At 62.4% G+C, this 16,617-nt stretch carries 12 protein-coding genes and 1 riboswitch; of the genes, 10 read left to right on the plus strand and 2 right to left on the minus strand.

What is annotated here, in order from left to right; all coding sequences use genetic code 11:
• Positions 1-60: 60 nt before the first annotated feature.
• Complete coding sequence (locus tag NA8A_RS24295) at positions 61-5,784, minus strand: autotransporter domain-containing protein (protein ID WP_009449886.1); 5,724 nt, start codon at positions 5,782-5,784, stop codon at positions 61-63.
• Positions 5,785-6,236: 452 nt separating this feature from the next.
• Here NA8A_RS24295 and NA8A_RS06665 point away from each other — a divergent pair, with 452 nt between their 5' ends.
• Genes NA8A_RS06665 through NA8A_RS06675 form a run of 3 tightly spaced genes read left to right on the plus strand, consistent with a single transcriptional unit; the run spans position 6,237 to position 8,891 of the window.
• A complete protein-coding gene (locus tag NA8A_RS06665; protein WP_009449887.1) occupies positions 6,237-7,058 on the plus strand; it encodes an ABC transporter ATP-binding protein in 822 nt (273 codons plus the stop codon).
• Complete coding sequence (locus NA8A_RS06670; RefSeq protein WP_009449888.1) at positions 7,055-7,825, plus strand: ABC transporter permease; 771 nt, start codon at positions 7,055-7,057, stop codon at positions 7,823-7,825. The genes NA8A_RS06665 and NA8A_RS06670 overlap by 4 nt, the downstream gene beginning before the upstream one ends.
• Before the next feature lie 43 nt (positions 7,826-7,868).
• Positions 7,869-8,891, plus strand: coding sequence for an ABC transporter substrate-binding protein (locus NA8A_RS06675; RefSeq protein ID WP_009449889.1), 1,023 nt, complete (start codon positions 7,869-7,871; stop codon positions 8,889-8,891).
• 113 nt (positions 8,892-9,004) lie between these two features.
• Here the strand turns inward: NA8A_RS06675 and NA8A_RS06680 are convergent, their stop codons facing one another.
• Positions 9,005-9,655, minus strand: a complete 651-nt coding sequence (locus NA8A_RS06680) for a GntR family transcriptional regulator (protein WP_009449890.1) — start codon at positions 9,653-9,655, stop codon at positions 9,005-9,007.
• A 123-nt stretch (positions 9,656-9,778) separates the two neighbouring features.
• Here NA8A_RS06680 and NA8A_RS06685 point away from each other — a divergent pair, with 123 nt between their 5' ends.
• The 7 genes from NA8A_RS06685 (at position 9,779) to NA8A_RS06715 (ending at position 16,608) form a co-directional block, all read left to right on the plus strand.
• Entirely contained in the window at positions 9,779-10,951 is a 1,173-nt protein-coding gene (locus NA8A_RS06685) for a pyridoxal phosphate-dependent aminotransferase (RefSeq protein ID WP_040672005.1), read from the plus strand.
• 106 nt (positions 10,952-11,057) lie between these two features.
• Positions 11,058-11,183, plus strand: a riboswitch (TPP riboswitch).
• 162 nt (positions 11,184-11,345) lie between these two features.
• Positions 11,346-13,160, plus strand: a complete 1,815-nt coding sequence (gene thiC / locus NA8A_RS06690; RefSeq protein ID WP_009449892.1) for a phosphomethylpyrimidine synthase ThiC — start codon at positions 11,346-11,348, stop codon at positions 13,158-13,160.
• A 114-nt stretch (positions 13,161-13,274) separates the two neighbouring features.
• Positions 13,275-14,234 (plus strand): glycine oxidase ThiO, encoded by a 960-nt coding sequence (thiO, locus tag NA8A_RS06695; RefSeq protein WP_009449893.1) that lies wholly within the window; start codon positions 13,275-13,277, stop codon positions 14,232-14,234.
• A gap of 57 nt (positions 14,235-14,291) precedes the next feature.
• Positions 14,292-14,489 carry a sulfur carrier protein ThiS gene (gene thiS, locus NA8A_RS06700; protein WP_009449894.1) on the plus strand — a complete coding sequence of 66 codons (198 nt, stop codon included), beginning with the start codon at positions 14,292-14,294 and terminating at the stop codon, positions 14,487-14,489.
• Between the two features lie 3 nt (positions 14,490-14,492).
• Entirely contained in the window at positions 14,493-15,266 is a 774-nt protein-coding gene (locus tag NA8A_RS06705) for a thiazole synthase (RefSeq protein ID WP_009449895.1), read from the plus strand.
• Positions 15,263-15,868 carry a thiamine phosphate synthase gene (locus NA8A_RS06710; protein WP_009449896.1) on the plus strand — a complete coding sequence of 202 codons (606 nt, stop codon included), beginning with the start codon at positions 15,263-15,265 and terminating at the stop codon, positions 15,866-15,868. Before NA8A_RS06705 ends, NA8A_RS06710 begins: the two co-directional genes overlap by 4 nt.
• Positions 15,859-16,608 (plus strand): hydroxymethylpyrimidine/phosphomethylpyrimidine kinase, encoded by a 750-nt coding sequence (locus NA8A_RS06715; RefSeq protein ID WP_040672059.1) that lies wholly within the window; start codon positions 15,859-15,861, stop codon positions 16,606-16,608. The genes NA8A_RS06710 and NA8A_RS06715 overlap by 10 nt, the downstream gene beginning before the upstream one ends.
• Positions 16,609-16,617 lie beyond the last annotated feature (9 nt).

The following is a 16,617-nucleotide window of genomic DNA, read 5'->3' on the forward strand; positions in this document are numbered from 1 at the left end:
CTCTCCGCGCTGCAGAAGAAACAGGACGCGTGCAACCGCGCGTCCTGTTGCGGATCAGGGTCAGAATGTCTTGCCGACCTTCAGGCCGAATGCGTGGTCCTGATTGTCGTTTCCGAAAGCCGTACGGTAATCGAACCGCACTGTCCAATCCAGGTCAAGCTCTGCGTCGAGCGACACTCCAAGCGTTACGTAGTCACGCCTCGAAGCCTCGATATCGAGCCAGTAAGGCAGGTTGGCAAGGTTGATATAGCCCAGATTGATCCGGCTGGAGCCGGCGAAATCATGCGTGTACTCGATACGCGCGCCCGGCGTGAGCGTTCCCCAGCCAGTCTTGAAGGCATAGGCCGCCCGAAGGCCAATGACACCCGATACCGTGTCAATGTCCTGGTCTCCGTAGCGCAGACCGAAAGCACCTCCGCCGTCCTCTGTGAAGCCGTCGAGCCATGTGCGGGACAGTTCGACCCGGCCATAGGGCGAGACAAGCCATCTTTCCTTGCGGAATTCGTAAGCTGCACTCAACGATCCGAAGACCTGTTGTCCCGACCTACTGCCGGTGGCGAAATCGCCGGTGGCGGTGATATAGCGACGGCTGTCGAAATCGAGCCAGCTCGCACCGATGAGCCCATCGATGAAGAAATTATCAGCCGGCTTGTAGCTTCCGTAGAGCGCGGCGCTGTAGGCGCGCCCCGTATTTTCGGTTCCGTTTGCGCCGACTTCCGTGCGGTCGCGGCCGAACCCGACGCCGAACCCGCCGATGAATTTGTCAGAAAAGCGATAGTCGACGCCAGCGCTTACCCCGACGAGAGTGCTGTCGAGATCGATGCCGCCATTATCGCTCTCGCTGAAATCCACGAAGCCGCCTGTCCAGATGGCATAGCGTCCAAGGTTCATGCCCCCGCCATTGAACACACCCGATCCGCTGGCCTTGTCTGCGGCAAGTCCCGCGCCCCCTGCCCTGCCGGAAGACTGTGATGCATAGCCGAGAAGACCGGGCACATCGGCCCCGGCTTCGTTCAATGCGCGAACCGTGCGGTCGTTGCCGCTCCCCGCGCTTTCATTGTAGCCCAACCGCACATTCATGCTGTTTCTGCGGCGGTCGCCTTCATCGTGCAGCTGCTCCAGTCGCCCGTTGAAATTGCGTGTCTGCACCTGCGCGAAGCGCTTCGCCGTGTCGACCTGCGCCTTCAGCAATCCAATCACTTCGGCATCCTGCGAAGGGTCGGGGCGTGCAAGGACCGTAAAGGAGATCGTTCCGGGGGCTGAGGTTCCGTATGCGTTCGAGAGCGTGAACCGGACATCCGCGCCGCCCGAGAAGATCGGGCTGGAAGCAAAGACGAGCAGGAAACTCTGCCCGTTCTGTTCGATATGCGCGGAGCCGGCGCCACTGTCGGATATGTCGACAATCGCCGCGCCAGTAAATGGACCGCCCGTCGCACCTTCGGTGAGTTCGATCGATGACGTCTGGCCCGCATTGATTTCGATGGTGCGTGACAGGACGGTCGGGGCGGGCAATGCCCGGTTGACCGTTACCGTATAGGTCTGCGTCGTCGTACCGTCCTGCGCTGTGACGATAACGGGGATCGCCGTCGTTCCAACCGCGAGGGCGAGCGGCTGGCTGGCATTGCCGGACGCAACTGCCGTGCCGTCGACGGTAATCGTCGCATTGGCGTCATCGGCGATCGGGGTCAGGGTCAGGCTGGCAACGGAATTGGCAACAGCGACGGCATAGCCGAACGTGGCCCCATCGAACACAGGATCGAGGCTGCCGACGCTCGGCGCAAGGCCGGCCAGCGAAGCGTTGGTTGAGGCGGCGCGGGTGACGGTAACCGTGTAGGTCTGCACAGTCGTGCCGTCCTGCGCCGTCACGACGACAGGGATCGCCGTCGCCCCAACCGTGAGGGCGAGTGACTGGCTGGGGCTGCCCGAAGCAACCGCCGTGCCGTCGACGGTGATCGTGGCATTGGCGTCATCGGCGGTCGGGGTCAGGGTCAGGCTGGCAACGGAATTGGCAACAGCAACGGCATAGCCGAACGTGGCCCCATCGAACGCGGGATCGAGGGTGCCGATGCTCGGCGCAAGGCCGGCCAGCGAGGCGTTGGCGGATCCGCTGCGCACCCAGGGCGTTCCCGACGCATAAGCAGCAGCCATCGGATTGCCGGGCGTATCGGTGATCGACCCGTCCGCCAGAACATCGAGCCGCAACGAGCCGATCCCGGAAATACCGGTAACGCTGACCGTATATGTCACGTTGTCCGAGGTGGCGAGGCCGGAGATCGCGCCCATGGCGCTCCCCGTCGTCGTCAGGACGAAATCCGATGAATCGACACCAATCACCGGCTTCGAGAATGTCACCAGGAAATCGACCGCAATCGCATCCGAGTTCGGGCTGCCGCTGACTGCGCTGGAAGTCACCTTTGGCGCGACTGCGTCGACGAGAACACCGGTGGTGCTCCCAACGTTGTTGAGGGTCAGATCGGCAGGCGTGCTGAAGGCGTTTGCAATTGCGCCGCCGTTCAGACCAATGGCGCCTCCAACCTGGATGCCGTTCACGTCCAGATCGCCCGGATTGACGGCATACTGGAAGACAAGTGCATTCGATGCGCTGCCCGCCACATAGCTGGCATCAACCGTTGCGGCTCCGATCACCACAGGAACGCTTGGCGAGCCGCCCAACGTGTTGACCAGAACGGTTTCGTTGAAGTTGACAACGAAGGAAAGAACGTCCCCCGTGCGATAATACCCGTTGGCGGGAACGCTCACGGAACTGACCATCGGCGGAGTGCCGGCGCTTATCTGGAACGAATAGGCCTGGCTGCCGCCATATGGACCACTGCCAGCGCTGTTGTCAGTAGCGGTGACGGTGAAGTTGAATGTTCCGTTTACCGTCGGCGAGCCGGAGAGCACGCCAGAGCTGCTCAGACTCAGGCCCGAAGGCAGGCCACCGGCGGTAACGGAGTAGCTATAAGGCGCCGTGCCGCCGCTGGCGGTTATGGTCTGTGAGTAGGGGACACCCTGGCTGGCGGGTGGCAACGTGGCGGGACTCACGGTGATGACGGGCGCTGCAACGTTGAGCGTATAGGACCTGCTGCCGCTGTATGGCCCGGCTCCGCCACTGCCGTCCGTGGCGGTAATGGTGAAATTGAACGTTCCGCCCGCCGTAGGGGCGCCGGAAAGCATCCCCCCTGAGCTCAGGTTCATGCCTGAGGGCAAAGCGCCAGCCGTAACTGCAAAACTATGCGGTGCGGTTCCGCCGCTGGCGGTCACGGACTGGCTAAAGGGCGTGCCGACGGTTGCGGCAGGCAATGTGGCCGGACTGACTGTCACGGTGGGCGCAGCGACATCAATCGTGTAGGCCCTGCTTCCACTATATGGCCCGGTTCCTGCGCTGCTGTCGGTTGCGCTGATGGTGAAATTGAACGTGCCCTCATCCGTCGGCGTGCCGGAAAGCACGCCTGAGGAGGTCAAAGTCAGGCCCCCGGGCAAGGCGCCCACGGTGACGGCATAGGTGTATGGACCCGTTCCGCCGCTGGCGGTCAGGGTTTCACTGTAGGACGCCCCGACTGTTGTTGCGGGAAGGGTGGCAGGAGCCAGAGTGATCGTGGGTACGGGATCGTCGTTGACGATGGTGCCCAGTCCCTGGACATCGCCCGCGGTAGCGCCTGTCAGGTTGGTGATGTTGACGAAAAATGTCTCGGTGGTTTCGTGGGTCGTATCGCCGTAGACATCAACATAGAAGGGTTTGGAGACCTGCCCTGCCGGTATGCTGAAGCCCGTAGTGCTGGTTGCTTGGTAGTCCTCGCCTGCTGTTGCCGTGCCGTCGGCAGTGGCGATGTCGAACGTTACCCCGCCTGCACCGGCGGGACTGCTGAGGATTATCGTGAACGGTATCGCTAGAGTTCCCGTGTCACCCTCGGGAAAGGTGAGGCTGTTGATCCTCAGAGTAGGAAGCACGGGTGGATTGTAGGTGAAGCCACCCGTTTCCGTATCCGTGCCGCCGGCTGTCGTCACCGCCACATCCACCGCCCCGGCCGTGCCGGCCGGCGTCACTGCCGAAATAGTTGTGCTGCTGTTGACGGTGAAACTCGCAGCCGCCGTACCGCCAAAGGTCACGGCCGTTGCACCGGTGAAGTTCGTTCCGGTGATCGTCACCGACGTGCCGCCTGCCTCCGGACCATTGTTCGGCGAGATGGAAGTGATCGACGGGCCCGCAAGGTCGTCGTTGACGATGGTGCCCACGCCCTGGCCATCGCCCGTGATAGCGTTTGTCACGTTGGTGATGTTGACGAAAAACGTCTCATTGGGTTCGTTGGACGTATCGCCGTATACATCAACAGAGAAGACATAAGTGCTCTCCCCCGGCGCGATGGTGGCGCCCACCATGCTTTTCGCCTGATAGTCCTCGCCTGCTGTCGCGGTACCGTCGGCGGTTGCGATGTCGAACGTTACACCACCGGGTCCGGCAGGACTGCTGAGCGATATTGTGAACGGTATCGCTTGAGTTCCGGAGTCACCCTCGGGAATGGTGGCATTGTTGATCGTCAGAACCCCAAGGTCGTCGTTCAGGATCGTGCCTGTGGCAGAGGAAGGTGCACCGATGGTATAGCCTGAGCCGCTCTGTATGCTAACGACTACAGTCTCGTCCGCCTCCACGGAGAGATCGGCGGACGGGTTTATCACCACGATGCCGCTCGTCGAGCCGGACGGAATGGTCACGGTCAAGGTCGCACCGGTATAGTCGCTGGCATCCGCGCTGCCCGTGTAACCGAGATTGACGATCGTGGATGACGACAGGTTCTGGCTGCGCGTGACCGTGTAAACCAAATCGGCTACGCCGTCCTCACTCACCGAGGCCGGGCTGACGCTGATGGACACGGACGGTGCCGGTGCGACCGTCAGAGTGAAGCTCTCAAGCTCGAAATAGGCCCCCGGTCCGGTGCTGGAATCCGTGACCCGCAGCATCAGAGGGTAAGATCCGGGCGCGCTGGAGGTGGTGCCGCTGAGAAGGCCGCTGCTGGACAGGGATATCCCCGCCGGCAAAAGGCCGCTCTCCACGGCGAAGGTGCGCGGGCCGACGCCGCCGCTGGCGAAGATGGTCTGCGAGAACGATACGCCCTGAATGGCCGTCGCCGATGTCGGGGAAATGGAGAGCACCGGGTTCAGCACCGTGCTGGTATAGCCCTTGTCGACAAACTGCCCGATATTGTCGGTCGCCCTTACGGTAAAAGCGTAACCACCGCGCTGCGTTGGCGTTCCGCTCAGCAGTCCCCCGGAGGTTAGAGAGATTCCGAGAGGTAACGATCCCGACTGCAGGCTGTAGGTGTAAGGTGCCGTACCGCCACTTGCCGACAGCGCCTGGCTGAAGGCCGTTCCCGCGGTCATGGCCGGCAGCGTGCCCGGCGAGACCGTGATGGGCGAGGCCGGCGGATCGATGGTTATGTTGACCGTCACGACCCCGTTGTCGTTGTCTTCCAGAAAGAACTGGTCGCTCGTCGCCGAATCACCGCTGTGCGCATAGGTCACGAACTGCGTGCCGCCGCTGTTGGCGCCGATGGTCACCGTGCCGTGCTGGGCATCTGGCGGGATCGGCCCGCTCATGCCGCCATCAATCGGGCCGTCACATGCGCTGACATCGATGGCCACCGATCCGCCATTGGCGACAGTGGCGTTCAGGGTCGGACAGTAGGCTGACGGCGCGGCTGAAGCAGCAACCGGCAACCAAAGCAGCAAGGCTATCAGAGTCGTTGCGATCGACAGGCTTGTTCTGCCCGATAACGGTGCCCGCATCTCCACTCCCCCTCATCTTCCCCGTTCGCGTCAGACGGAGTCGTGGAGCCGCCTCCCCAAAGAGGTGTTACGATAAATCCCGCTTCATAAATTTTGCAAGCATTTCAGCCGGCAAATTTTAATGAATCATATTTTAGTACCAGAATTTTTAGCCGACATTACACCAATTGAACTAAGTTATAATGACTAGTTCAGAGGCGCCTCAAGCATTCCATCCAAGGTTTTCAGACGACAAATCGATGGGCAGGAGCGATATTCCCCAAAATCCCTGAGAAGCCGGCTTCGAGGCATTTCGGACCGCCACAACATTTGTCTGCGTCGGCATATAGGCGTTCGAGTGGGCAGGCGACGCACCTGGCGGTTTTTCAACGCTGCCTTGCAGGAATGCGGCTTTTTTCTCTTTTCTGAGACACGTCTATGTTGCAAGTTCAGAGACAAGGAGGAAATGCCTTATGCCCAACGAGAATTCGCATGCCGTGCGGTTGCACGGCGTGTCCATTGATTTTGCGCTTGCCAACGGAAAGCGCTTCGAAGCCGTAGCGCCTGTCGACCTTTCCGTCGGGGACCATGAATTCGTCGCCATCGTCGGCCCGACAGGCTGCGGGAAATCCACCCTGCTCAATGCGGCTGCCGGTCTTTTGAAGCCGGCGAGCGGCTCCGTCGAAATTTTCGGCGAGCGCCTTTCCGACATCAATCGCAAGGCGGGCTATCTTTTCCAGCAGGATGCCCTGATGCCCTGGAAAACGGTCAGCGACAATGTCGCCATCGGCCTTGAGATCGCAGGAACACCCACAAGGGTCGCACGCGAGAAAGCGCAAGAATGGCTGGTCCGGGTCGGTCTCGGCGCCTTCGGCGACCGCTTCCCGCAAATGCTCTCGGGCGGCCAGCGCAAGCGTGTCGGCCTGGCGCAGGTGCTGATCCGCGATCCCAAGATCCTCTTGATGGACGAACCTTTCGGCCCTCTCGACGCGCAGACCCGTCTGATCATGGGCGATCTGCTTCTGAAACTGTGGTCGGAAGACCGCAAGGCGGTGATGTTCGTCACGCACGATCTGGACGAGGCCATCGCACTCGCCGATCGAATCATCATCATGTCGGCGGGACCGCGCTCGCGCATCATCGGCGATTTCCCGGTCACGCTGGAGCGGCCGCGCGATGTGGGCGAAATCCGCCATGACCCGCGCTTCAATGCACTGCATCGCGAAATCTGGGACGCCCTGCGCGACCAGGTCATGGCCGCCTATCAGAACACAGCCGGAGCGCCCGCAGCATGAACCGCGGCTTATTGATTTCCCTTCAAATTCTCGTTGCCGTGGTCACGCTGGTGCTCTGGCATATCGCGTCCAGCACCACATTGTTCGGCGATCCCAAGACGATTTCCTTCTTCTTCGCCGACCCGATCAGTGTGATCAAGCGCATCTGGACCTGGTTCAGCAGCGGCACGATCTGGTATCATCTGGGCATCACGCTGACGGAAGCCGTACTTGCCTTCCTGATTGGCGCCATAGGCGGCGTCGTGTTCGGCTTCTGGTTCGCCCGCAAGCCGCTTCTGGCCGCCGTGTTCGACCCCTATGTGAAGGCCGCCAATGCCCTGCCCCGCGTGGTTCTTGCGCCGATCTTTGCCCTGTGGTTCGGCCTCGGCATCTGGTCGAAGGTGGCGCTCGGCGTCACGCTGGTGTTCTTCATCGTCTTTTTCAACGTCTATCAGGGCGTGAAGGAAGTGAGCCAGCCGGTGCTGAACAACGCGCGCATGCTTGGCATGAATGAGCGCCAGCTCCTGCGCCATATCTATCTGCCCTCCGCGCTCTCCTGGGTGTTCTCGAGCCTTCACACCTCGGTCGGGTTTGCAGTGGTGGGTGCTGTTGTCGGCGAATATCTGGGGTCGGCTGCCGGCCTCGGCTACCTGATCCATCAGGCGGAAGGCGTGTTCGACGTGGTCGGCGTTTTTGCCGGCATGTTCGTGCTCATGGCCTTCGTTCTGGTGGTCGACGGGCTTGTCAGCCTCGTCGAAAAACGTCTGCTCGCCTGGCGGGCATCATAAGCGAAAACAATTCCACAGGGACGGAAACGACAGGAGAAATGGAATGAAACGCAGAACGGTTCTTCTTGGCGGCGGCGCATTGACGCTCGGCGCACTCGCCAGCAGCCTGCCGGCGATCGCACAGGACGCGAAGCCTGAAAAAACGGATGTGACGCTCGGCGTCGGCGGCAAGCCCCTGCTCTATTACCTGCCGCTGACCATCGCGGAAAAGAAGGGCTTCTTCGAGGAGCAGGGCCTGAACGTCACGATCAACGATTTCGCCGGCGGCTCCAAATCGCTGCAGGCGCTGATCGGCGGTTCGGTGGACATGGTCACCGGTGCCTATGAACATACGATCCGCATGCAGCACAAGGGGCAGGACATTGTCGGCGTCTGCAATATGGGCCGCTTCCCCGGCATCGTGATCGGCGTGCGCAAGGACATTGCCGGCGAAGTGAAGTCGGTTGCCGACCTGAAGGGCCGCACGATGGGGGTCACCGCGCCGGGCTCCTCCACATCGCTGATGCTGCAATATGCGCTCCTGAAGAACGGCCTCGAGGCCACCGACGTCTCGCTTGTCGGCGTTGGCGGTGGTGCCGGCGCCGTGGCAGCGATCAAGCAGAAGCAGGTCGAGGGCCTGTCGCATCTCGATCCGGTGATCGCGCAGCTTCAATATGACGGCGACATCGAGGTTCTGCTCGACACCCGCACAGAAGCCGGCACCCGCGAGCTGTTCGGTGGACCGAACCCCGCTGCCACGCTCTACACGACCGCTGCCTTCACCAATGATAATCCGGTAACGACCCAGCGTCTCGTCAACGGCATGCTCGCAGCCCTGAAATGGTTGCAGACGGCATCCGCCGACGAGGTGGCGGATGCGGTTCCGGAAGAATATCTGCTCGGCAACCGCGACCTCTACAAGCAGGCCTTCGAGAATTCCAAGGAGATGTATTCGCCCGATGGCGTGGTCTCCAAGGAGGGCTACGATTCCATGATGGCGGTGCTGAAGACGCTCGATCCGGAGCTCGCCAATGCCGATGTGCCCTATGAGAAGACCTTCGACGCCCGCTTCGTGACGGCGGCTTAAAGCGTGTCGTACAGTCAGGTGGGACCACCTGACTGAGGCACGATTGCGAACCCGGAAGAGAGACAGGCCGTCCTCGGTTGGGACGGCCTGTCATCCATAAGTTTCCACCATTTTCAGAGACCGCGCATTTGCGCCGACAAAAGCCCGTGCAGGGCTTTGCCTGCGTCTTCTATGTGTTGCGCGAGCATGCCGCAGGCCTGCGCTTCATCGCGCCTGCGGCATGCTTCAAGCAAAGCCCTATGCTCATGATGGGATTGCGCGACATAATCGAGCTCGATGGCCGCAACGCGCAAATAGCGATCCGCAAGCTCGTTCAGTCCGGCGATGTGGGTGAGCAGGCGTGGCCGCCCGCACGGCTCGTAAAGAGCCATGTGGAATGCCTTGTTGAGCGCCCCGAAAGTGCGAATATCCCCCTCCTCCGCCTGCATCTGGATTTCGCTCGCGCGATCGAGCTGCCGATTTGTGAGTTCGGGAATGGCGAGCCGCAAAGCCAGAACTTCGGCAGCGCCCCGCATTTCGTAGATCTCCTGAAACTCCGCTGCATCGAGCGGTGCAACCGTCGCGCCGCGATTGGGCAGCATCTGCACCAGCCCCTCCGCTTCCAGAAAACGCAACGCATCGCGCACCGGCATGCGACTGGTGCCGTAGGTTTCGGCGATCTTCTCCTGGCGCAGCGCCGAACCAGCCGCGAGCGCGCCTGAGACGATCTCGCCGCGCAACCCCGCTGCAATGCGCTCAGCCTGTTCGCCCCGCTTTTCGCTCATTCACCGCATCCGCTGTTGTGGCCTGTCTTGCGGCCTCTGACCTTGTGTAATGCGCTGCCTGATTGACAGCAATCCAGATTTATGTATCCAATTTATATAAATGGATACAATAAGGATTTTGATATGACAGTGGAGCGCTTACGGCACATTCCCGGTATTGGCGTGGACAGGATGGGCGATGCAGCCGATGCAGCCGATGCAGCCAGCAGTAGGGAAATGCTGCGGCTGGAGAATCTGGACACCGACATTCCCCCGCCGCGCGAGGCGATCGAGGCCACGCAGGCAGCGATCACCCGTGATGACGCCAATTCCTATCTGCCTTTTCTCGGCATCGACGATCTGCGCAAGGCGGCAGCCGAAAGGCTGACGAAAACGACGGGCGTTTCCTATGACTGGAAGAGCCAGTGCGTCATCTCGGCGGGTGGGCTTTCGGGCATTCTCAACGCGCTTCTGGCCATGCTCGAACCCGGCGACGAGGTGGTGATCACCGACCCTGCCTATGCCGGGCTGATCAACCGCATCAGGCTGGTGGGTGGCATTCCAAGGCTGGTGCCGCTTGTCGAGATGGACGGCGGCTGGCGGCTCGACCTGGAAGCCCTCTCGCAGGCAGCAAGCGCGCGAACAAAAGCCATCCTCACGATGAGCCCGTCCATGCCATCGGGCATTGTGCACACGAAGGAGGAGTGGGAGGCCATTGCCGATCTGGTGCGCCGAACCGGGGCCTGGCTCCTGCATGACGCGGCCATGGAGCGGATTCTTTATATCGACGGGCCTGTCATACATCCCGCTGGCATCGATGGACTGGCCGAGCGCACCGTCAGTGTCGGCTCGGTTTCGAAGGAATACCGGATGATCGGCTGGCGAGTCGGCTGGATCACCGGTCCGCGCGCGATCATGGATGACATCGGCCTTGTGAGCCTCACCAATGTTGTCTGCCAGGTGGGCATCGGCATGCCCGGCGCAGCAGCAGCCATCACGGCGCCGGACGATGGCATTGCCGCCGCCACCGCCGAATGGAAGGCCCGGCGCGACGTGATCCTAGCCGAGCTTTCGGGTCTTCCGGTCATCCGTCCGGATGGCGGCTGGTCTCTTCTCATCGACACCCGCGCAATGGGCATGGAACCCGGTGAGGCTTCGAGGCTGCTGTTCGAGAAGGCCGCAATCGCCGCAACCCCCATGACCGGCTGGGGCAGCCCCGACCGGGCCGGGCGTTATCTGCGCTTCGTCTTTGCCAACGAGCCGGTGCATCGACTTGCCGGGATCGGTGACCGCGTGCGACGGGCCTGGAGCATCTAGGGATATCGCAAACGGTGCCGCAGCCCGCATCGCGCGGCCTCCTTCCCAATCAACAGGTGATGAGCTGACAGCCGGCTTGACAAACTCGCTGCCCTTCATCACCCTGAAGGCTCACCTGGGGGGTCCCGCCAAGGGGCTGAGATTCTGCTGGGCATGGTTATCCATGCAGCGCAGTGACCCGATGAACCTGATCCAGTTCATACTGGCGTAGGGATGGTGCAAGCTTCGCGGGCAAACGGCTCTCAGCAGCCGGAAACCATACGGGTCCAAATCCTCGAAGCCCTTCCTCCTCTCGGCAAGAACTGGGTCTCCATTGCGTTGAGAAGACGCATTTGTCTGCACCGGGCTTCACCGTCCGGCTGCAAAATGCAAATCGCAGAGGAGGCTCTGACCCATGGACGCTTTTGCCCCAACCGTGACCACCGGCCCATTGCCGGCATCACGCAAAGTCTACAAGACCGGTACCATCCACCCTGATATCCGCGTGCCCATGCGCGAGATCGCGGTGCATCCGAGCGCCGGCGAACCGCCGGTAACGGTGTATGATTCGTCCGGCCCCTACACCGACCCCGACGCGCTGATCCAGATCGACAACGGCCTGCCGCGCCTGCGCGAAGCCTGGATCAAGGCGCGCGGAGATGTTGAGGCCTATGACGGGCGCATCGTGAAGCCCGCCGACAACGGCTTCGTGTCCGGCGATCGGCTGACACCTGAATTTCCCGTGCGCCATCAGCCTTTCAAGGCCAGGGACGGCAAGGCAGTCACGCAGCTTGCCTATGCGCGCGCCGGCATTGTGACGCCGGAGATGGAATTCATCGCCATCCGTGAAAATCTCGGTCGCGCAGCCGCCAAGCAGGCGCTCGCCCGCGATGGCGAAAGCTTCGGTGCATCGGTTCCCGATTACGTGACGCCCGAATTCGTGCGTGACGAGGTGGCCCGCGGCCGCGCCATCATCCCCTCGAACATCAACCACCCCGAATGCGAACCGATGATCATCGGCCGCAATTTCCTCGTGAAGATCAACGCCAATATCGGCAACTCCGCCGTCACCTCCTCCATGGCCGAGGAAGTGGAAAAGATGGTGTGGGCGACGCGCTGGGGCGGCGACACGGTGATGGACCTGTCGACCGGTCGCAACATTCACAATATCCGCGAATGGATCATCCGCAATTCTCCGGTGCCGATCGGCACGGTGCCAATCTACCAGGCGCTGGAGAAGGTGAACGGTATCGCCGAGGACCTGAACTGGGAGGTCTTCCGCGACACGCTGATCGAACAGGCCGAACAGGGCGTCGACTACTTCACCATCCACGCCGGCGTGCGGCTGCATTACATCCCGCTGACCGTGGACCGCGTGACGGGCATTGTCTCGCGCGGCGGCTCGATCATGGCCAAATGGTGCCTGCATCACCACAAGGAGAGCTTCCTCTACGAGCATTTCGAGGAAATCTGCGACATCTGCCGCGCCTATGACGTCTCTTTCTCGCTTGGCGACGGCCTGCGCCCCGGCTCCATTGCCGACGCCAACGACGCCGCGCAGTTTGCCGAGCTGGAAACACTGGGCGAGCTCACACAGATTGCCTGGGCAAAGGACTGCCAGGTGATGATCGAAGGCCCCGGCCATGTGCCGATGCACAAGATCAAGGAGAACATGGACAAGCAGCTCGAAGTCTGCGGCGAGGCCCCGTTCTACACGCTCGGGCCACTCACCACCGACATCGCGCCGGGCTACGACCATATCACCTCCGGCATCGGGGCGGCCATGATCGGCTGGTTCGGAACGGCCATGCTCTGCTACGTCACACCGAAGGAGCATCTGGGCCTTCCCGACCGCGACGACGTGAAGACAGGTGTCATCACCTACAAGATCGCGGCGCATGCGGCCGATCTCGCCAAGGGACATCCGGCGGCCAAGGTGCGCGACGACGCCCTGTCGCGGGCGCGCTTCGAGTTCCGCTGGGAAGACCAGTTCAACCTCTCTCTCGACCCCGAGACGGCGCGCAGTTTCCACGACGAGACACTGCCCAAGGAAGCACACAAGGTGGCGCATTTCTGCTCCATGTGCGGGCCGAAATTCTGCTCCATGCGGATTTCCCACGATATCCGTGCCGAGGCGCAGAAGGAGGGCATGGCGAAGATGGCCGAGAAGTTCCGTGAAGGCGGCGACCTCTACATGCCACTCGACCAGGTACCCCCGGCCGGGGAGTAGGCTTGCCGTGAACGACGAGACTTTTGGTTTCTCGGCTTTTGAGAGGCGCGCGTCCGTCTTGTCCCACGACGCGCACTCCTCATCCTCCGGCAACGCGTTCGCGGGAGATCGATAATGCATGTTCTCGTTCGTGGGGCCGGCGTTGCCGGCCTCACCCTTGCGCATGAACTTTTGGAACAGGGCGCCAAGGTCACCGTATTCGACCTCCTGCCCGATTCTTCCGGCAGTGCTTCATGGCTTGCGGGCGGCATGCTTGCACCATGGTGCGAGCGCGAAAGCGCCGAAGAACCCGTTCTGACCCTCGGCCGACTTGCGGCTGACTGGTGGGAAAATGCACTCCCCGGCCATGTGGTCCGTAACGGAACGCTCGTCGTGGCCCCGCCGCGCGATGCCGGCGAGCTTGGCCGCTTTGCTGCCCGCACGAGCGGCTTCGAGGAAATTGCCGGTGAGCGGATCGCCGCGCTCGAACCCGACCTCGACGGGCGCTTCCGCCGCGGGCTGTTCTTCGCCGGCGAAGCGCATCTCGACCCTCGCCGCGCGCTTCTGGCGCTTCGGAAAAAGCTTGGGGCGCGGGGCGTCGCTTTTCTCTGTGGGGGCAAGGAGCCCGCAGGCGCTGACCGCATCGCCGATTGCACCGGCATTGCCTCCGCAGCGCCCGCGCTGCGCGGCGTGCGCGGCGAGATGCTGGTTCTGGAAACGCCGGATATAAGCCTGTCGCGCCCCGTGCGCCTGCTGCATCCGCGCATCCCGGTCTATATCGTGCCAAGAGACGGCAATCGTTTCATGGTTGGTGCGACGATGATCGAGAGCGAAGATGACGGCCCGGTCACGGCGCGCTCCATGATGGAGCTTCTGAACGCCGCCTATGGCCTGCATCCGGCCTTTGCCGAGGCAAAGATCGTGGAGACCGGGGTGGGCGTGCGCCCGGCCTATGCCGACAACCTGCCCCGCGTGACGCGCACGGCGGAAGGCGTCAGCGTGAACGGGCTCTACCGCCACGGCTTCCTGCTCTCGCCGGCAATGGCACAGGAGGCAGCGGCGATGATACTGCAGGAAAAGCGGCAATATGCCTGACGTCATGCACGATAATACCCACCTCTGGCCTGCCGCGCGGTACATGGAGATGATGCGATGAAACTGACGGTCAACGGCGAGGAACAGGCCGTTTCCGCTACGACTCTGGCTGCTCTGCTTGCGGAGCTCGATTACGAGCCCGATTTTCTGGCGACGGCGCTCAATGGCGAGTTGGTGCCGGCCATCGAGCGCGCGGAATGCGCGCTACACGACGGCGACCGGATCGAAATCCTCGCGCCGATGCAGGGGGGCTGAACCATGCTTTCCCTTTATGGTGAAGATATCGCCTCCCGGCTGCTTCTGGGCACGGCGCAATATCCCTCCCCGTCCATTCTGGCCGAGGCGGTGCGCGCATCAGGCGCAGGCATCGTTACCGTGTCGCTGCGCCGCGAGACGGCGGGTGGGCGCACAGGCGGACAGTTCTGGGAGCTGATCCGCGAGCTGGGCGTGCGCATCCTGCCAAACACGGCAGGTTGCCACTCGGTGAAGGAAGCCGTGACCACGGCAAGGATGGCGCGCGATCTTTTCGGCACCGACTGGATCAAGCTGGAGGTAATCGGCCATCACGACACGCTTCAGCCCGATGTGTTCGGGCTTGTCGAGGCCGCGCGCATTCTTATCGAAGAGGGCTTCAAGGTGTTTCCCTACACGACCGAAGACCTCGTCGTTGCCGGGCGCCTGCTCGAAGCGGGGTGCGAGGTCCTGATGCCCTGGTGCGCGCCCATTGGCTCTGCGCGCGGGCCCGTCAATCCCGATGCGCTGCGCTCCTTCCGCGCCGAATTCCCCGATATTCCGCTCATCGTCGATGCCGGTCTCGGGCGTCCTTCCCATGCGGCAAGCGTGATGGAACTGGGCTTCGACGCCGTGCTTCTCAACACGGCTGTAGCCAAGGCCGGGGACCCGGCGGCGATGGCCAGCGCCTTCGCACAAGCCGTGGAAGCCGGACGCCGTGCCTTCAAGGCAGGCCCGCTGGAACCCCGCGACATGGCCGTTCCCTCCACCCCTGTCATCGGCAAGGCAGTGTTCGAATGAAGCTCGACCCGTTTTATCTGATCGTCGACAGCGCCGCCTGGATCGAGCGGCTGGTGCCGCTCGGCGTCAGGCTCGTACAGCTGCGCATCAAGGAAATGGACGAGGCCGGCCTGCGCGCAGAAATTGCCGAGGCGAAACGGCTTTGTGCGGCGCATGGCTGCCAGCTCATCGTCAACGATCACTGGCAGCTTGCCATCGAGACGGGTTGCGACTTTGTGCATCTGGGGCAGGAGGATCTCGCCGAAGCCGACCTCGCCGTGATCCGCAGGGCGGGCCTGAAGCTTGGTGTCAGCACCCATGACGGCGCAGAATTGCAGACCGCGCTCGATGCAAATCCCGAGTATGTGGCGCTCGGCCCCGTCTACCCGACCATTCTGAAAAAGATGAAATGGCGCCCGCAGGGGCTCGACCGGCTGGCCGACTGGCGCCAGCGCGTGCCGGGCCTGCCGCTGGTTGCCATAGGCGGGCTCAACCCCGAACGGCTGCCCGGCGTCTTTGCGGCGGGTGCCGACAGTGCCGCCGTCGTGACCGACATCACGCTCAACCCCGACCCGGAGGCGCGCACGCGCGAATGGATCGCGGCGACCGCGCAATGGCGTTGAGCAAACCTCATGTGCTGATCGTTGCCGGCTCGGATTGTTCGGGCGGCGCGGGCATTGCCCGCGACATCGAAACACTGGCTGGCTTCGGTCTGCGGGCGGCACTGGCCGTCACCGCCGTCACCGTGCAGACGCATGACGCCGTGCGCGCGGTCGAGCTGTGCGAACCCGGCCTCGTGGAAGCGCAGATGCGAGCCGCGCTCGAAGCCAATCGCATCGCGGCCATCAAGATCGGCATGCTCGGCAGCCGCGCCATCGCCGAACGCGTTGCCGGGGTGCTTGCCGATCACGCGGGCATTCCCGTCGTGCTCGATCCCGTCATCGCCTCGTCCTCCGGGCGTCCGCTGATCGGCCCCGACGCACTGGACTGGTTGCGCGAAAATCTCATGCCGCTTTGCGCGCTGGTAACGCCGAACCTGCCCGAGCTTGCTCTTTTGAGCGGCAGCGCGCCTGCCCTGACGGAAGCCGAGATCGGCAGACAGGCAAAGCTCCTTCTGGCAGCAGGCACCCGCGCCATACTGGCCAAGGGCGGGCATGCGGAAGGGACCGAGGCCGCCGACCTTCTTTTCAGGCCTCTTGTCGAACCTCTTCGTTTTACGAGCGTGCGCCTTCAGGGCAGCCGGCGCGGTACGGGTTGCATGTTGGCAAGCGGTATCGCCGCCGGCCTTGCAACCGGAAAAGCGCTGGAAACGGCCATTGCTGCGGCAAAAAAGACTGTCTCTGCGCATTGGTGCCCAGCGTGAATTATTCAC

The sequence above is a fragment of the Nitratireductor indicus C115 genome, from assembly GCF_000300515.1.
GTDB classification, from domain to species: Bacteria; Pseudomonadota; Alphaproteobacteria; order Rhizobiales; family Rhizobiaceae; genus Nitratireductor; species Nitratireductor indicus.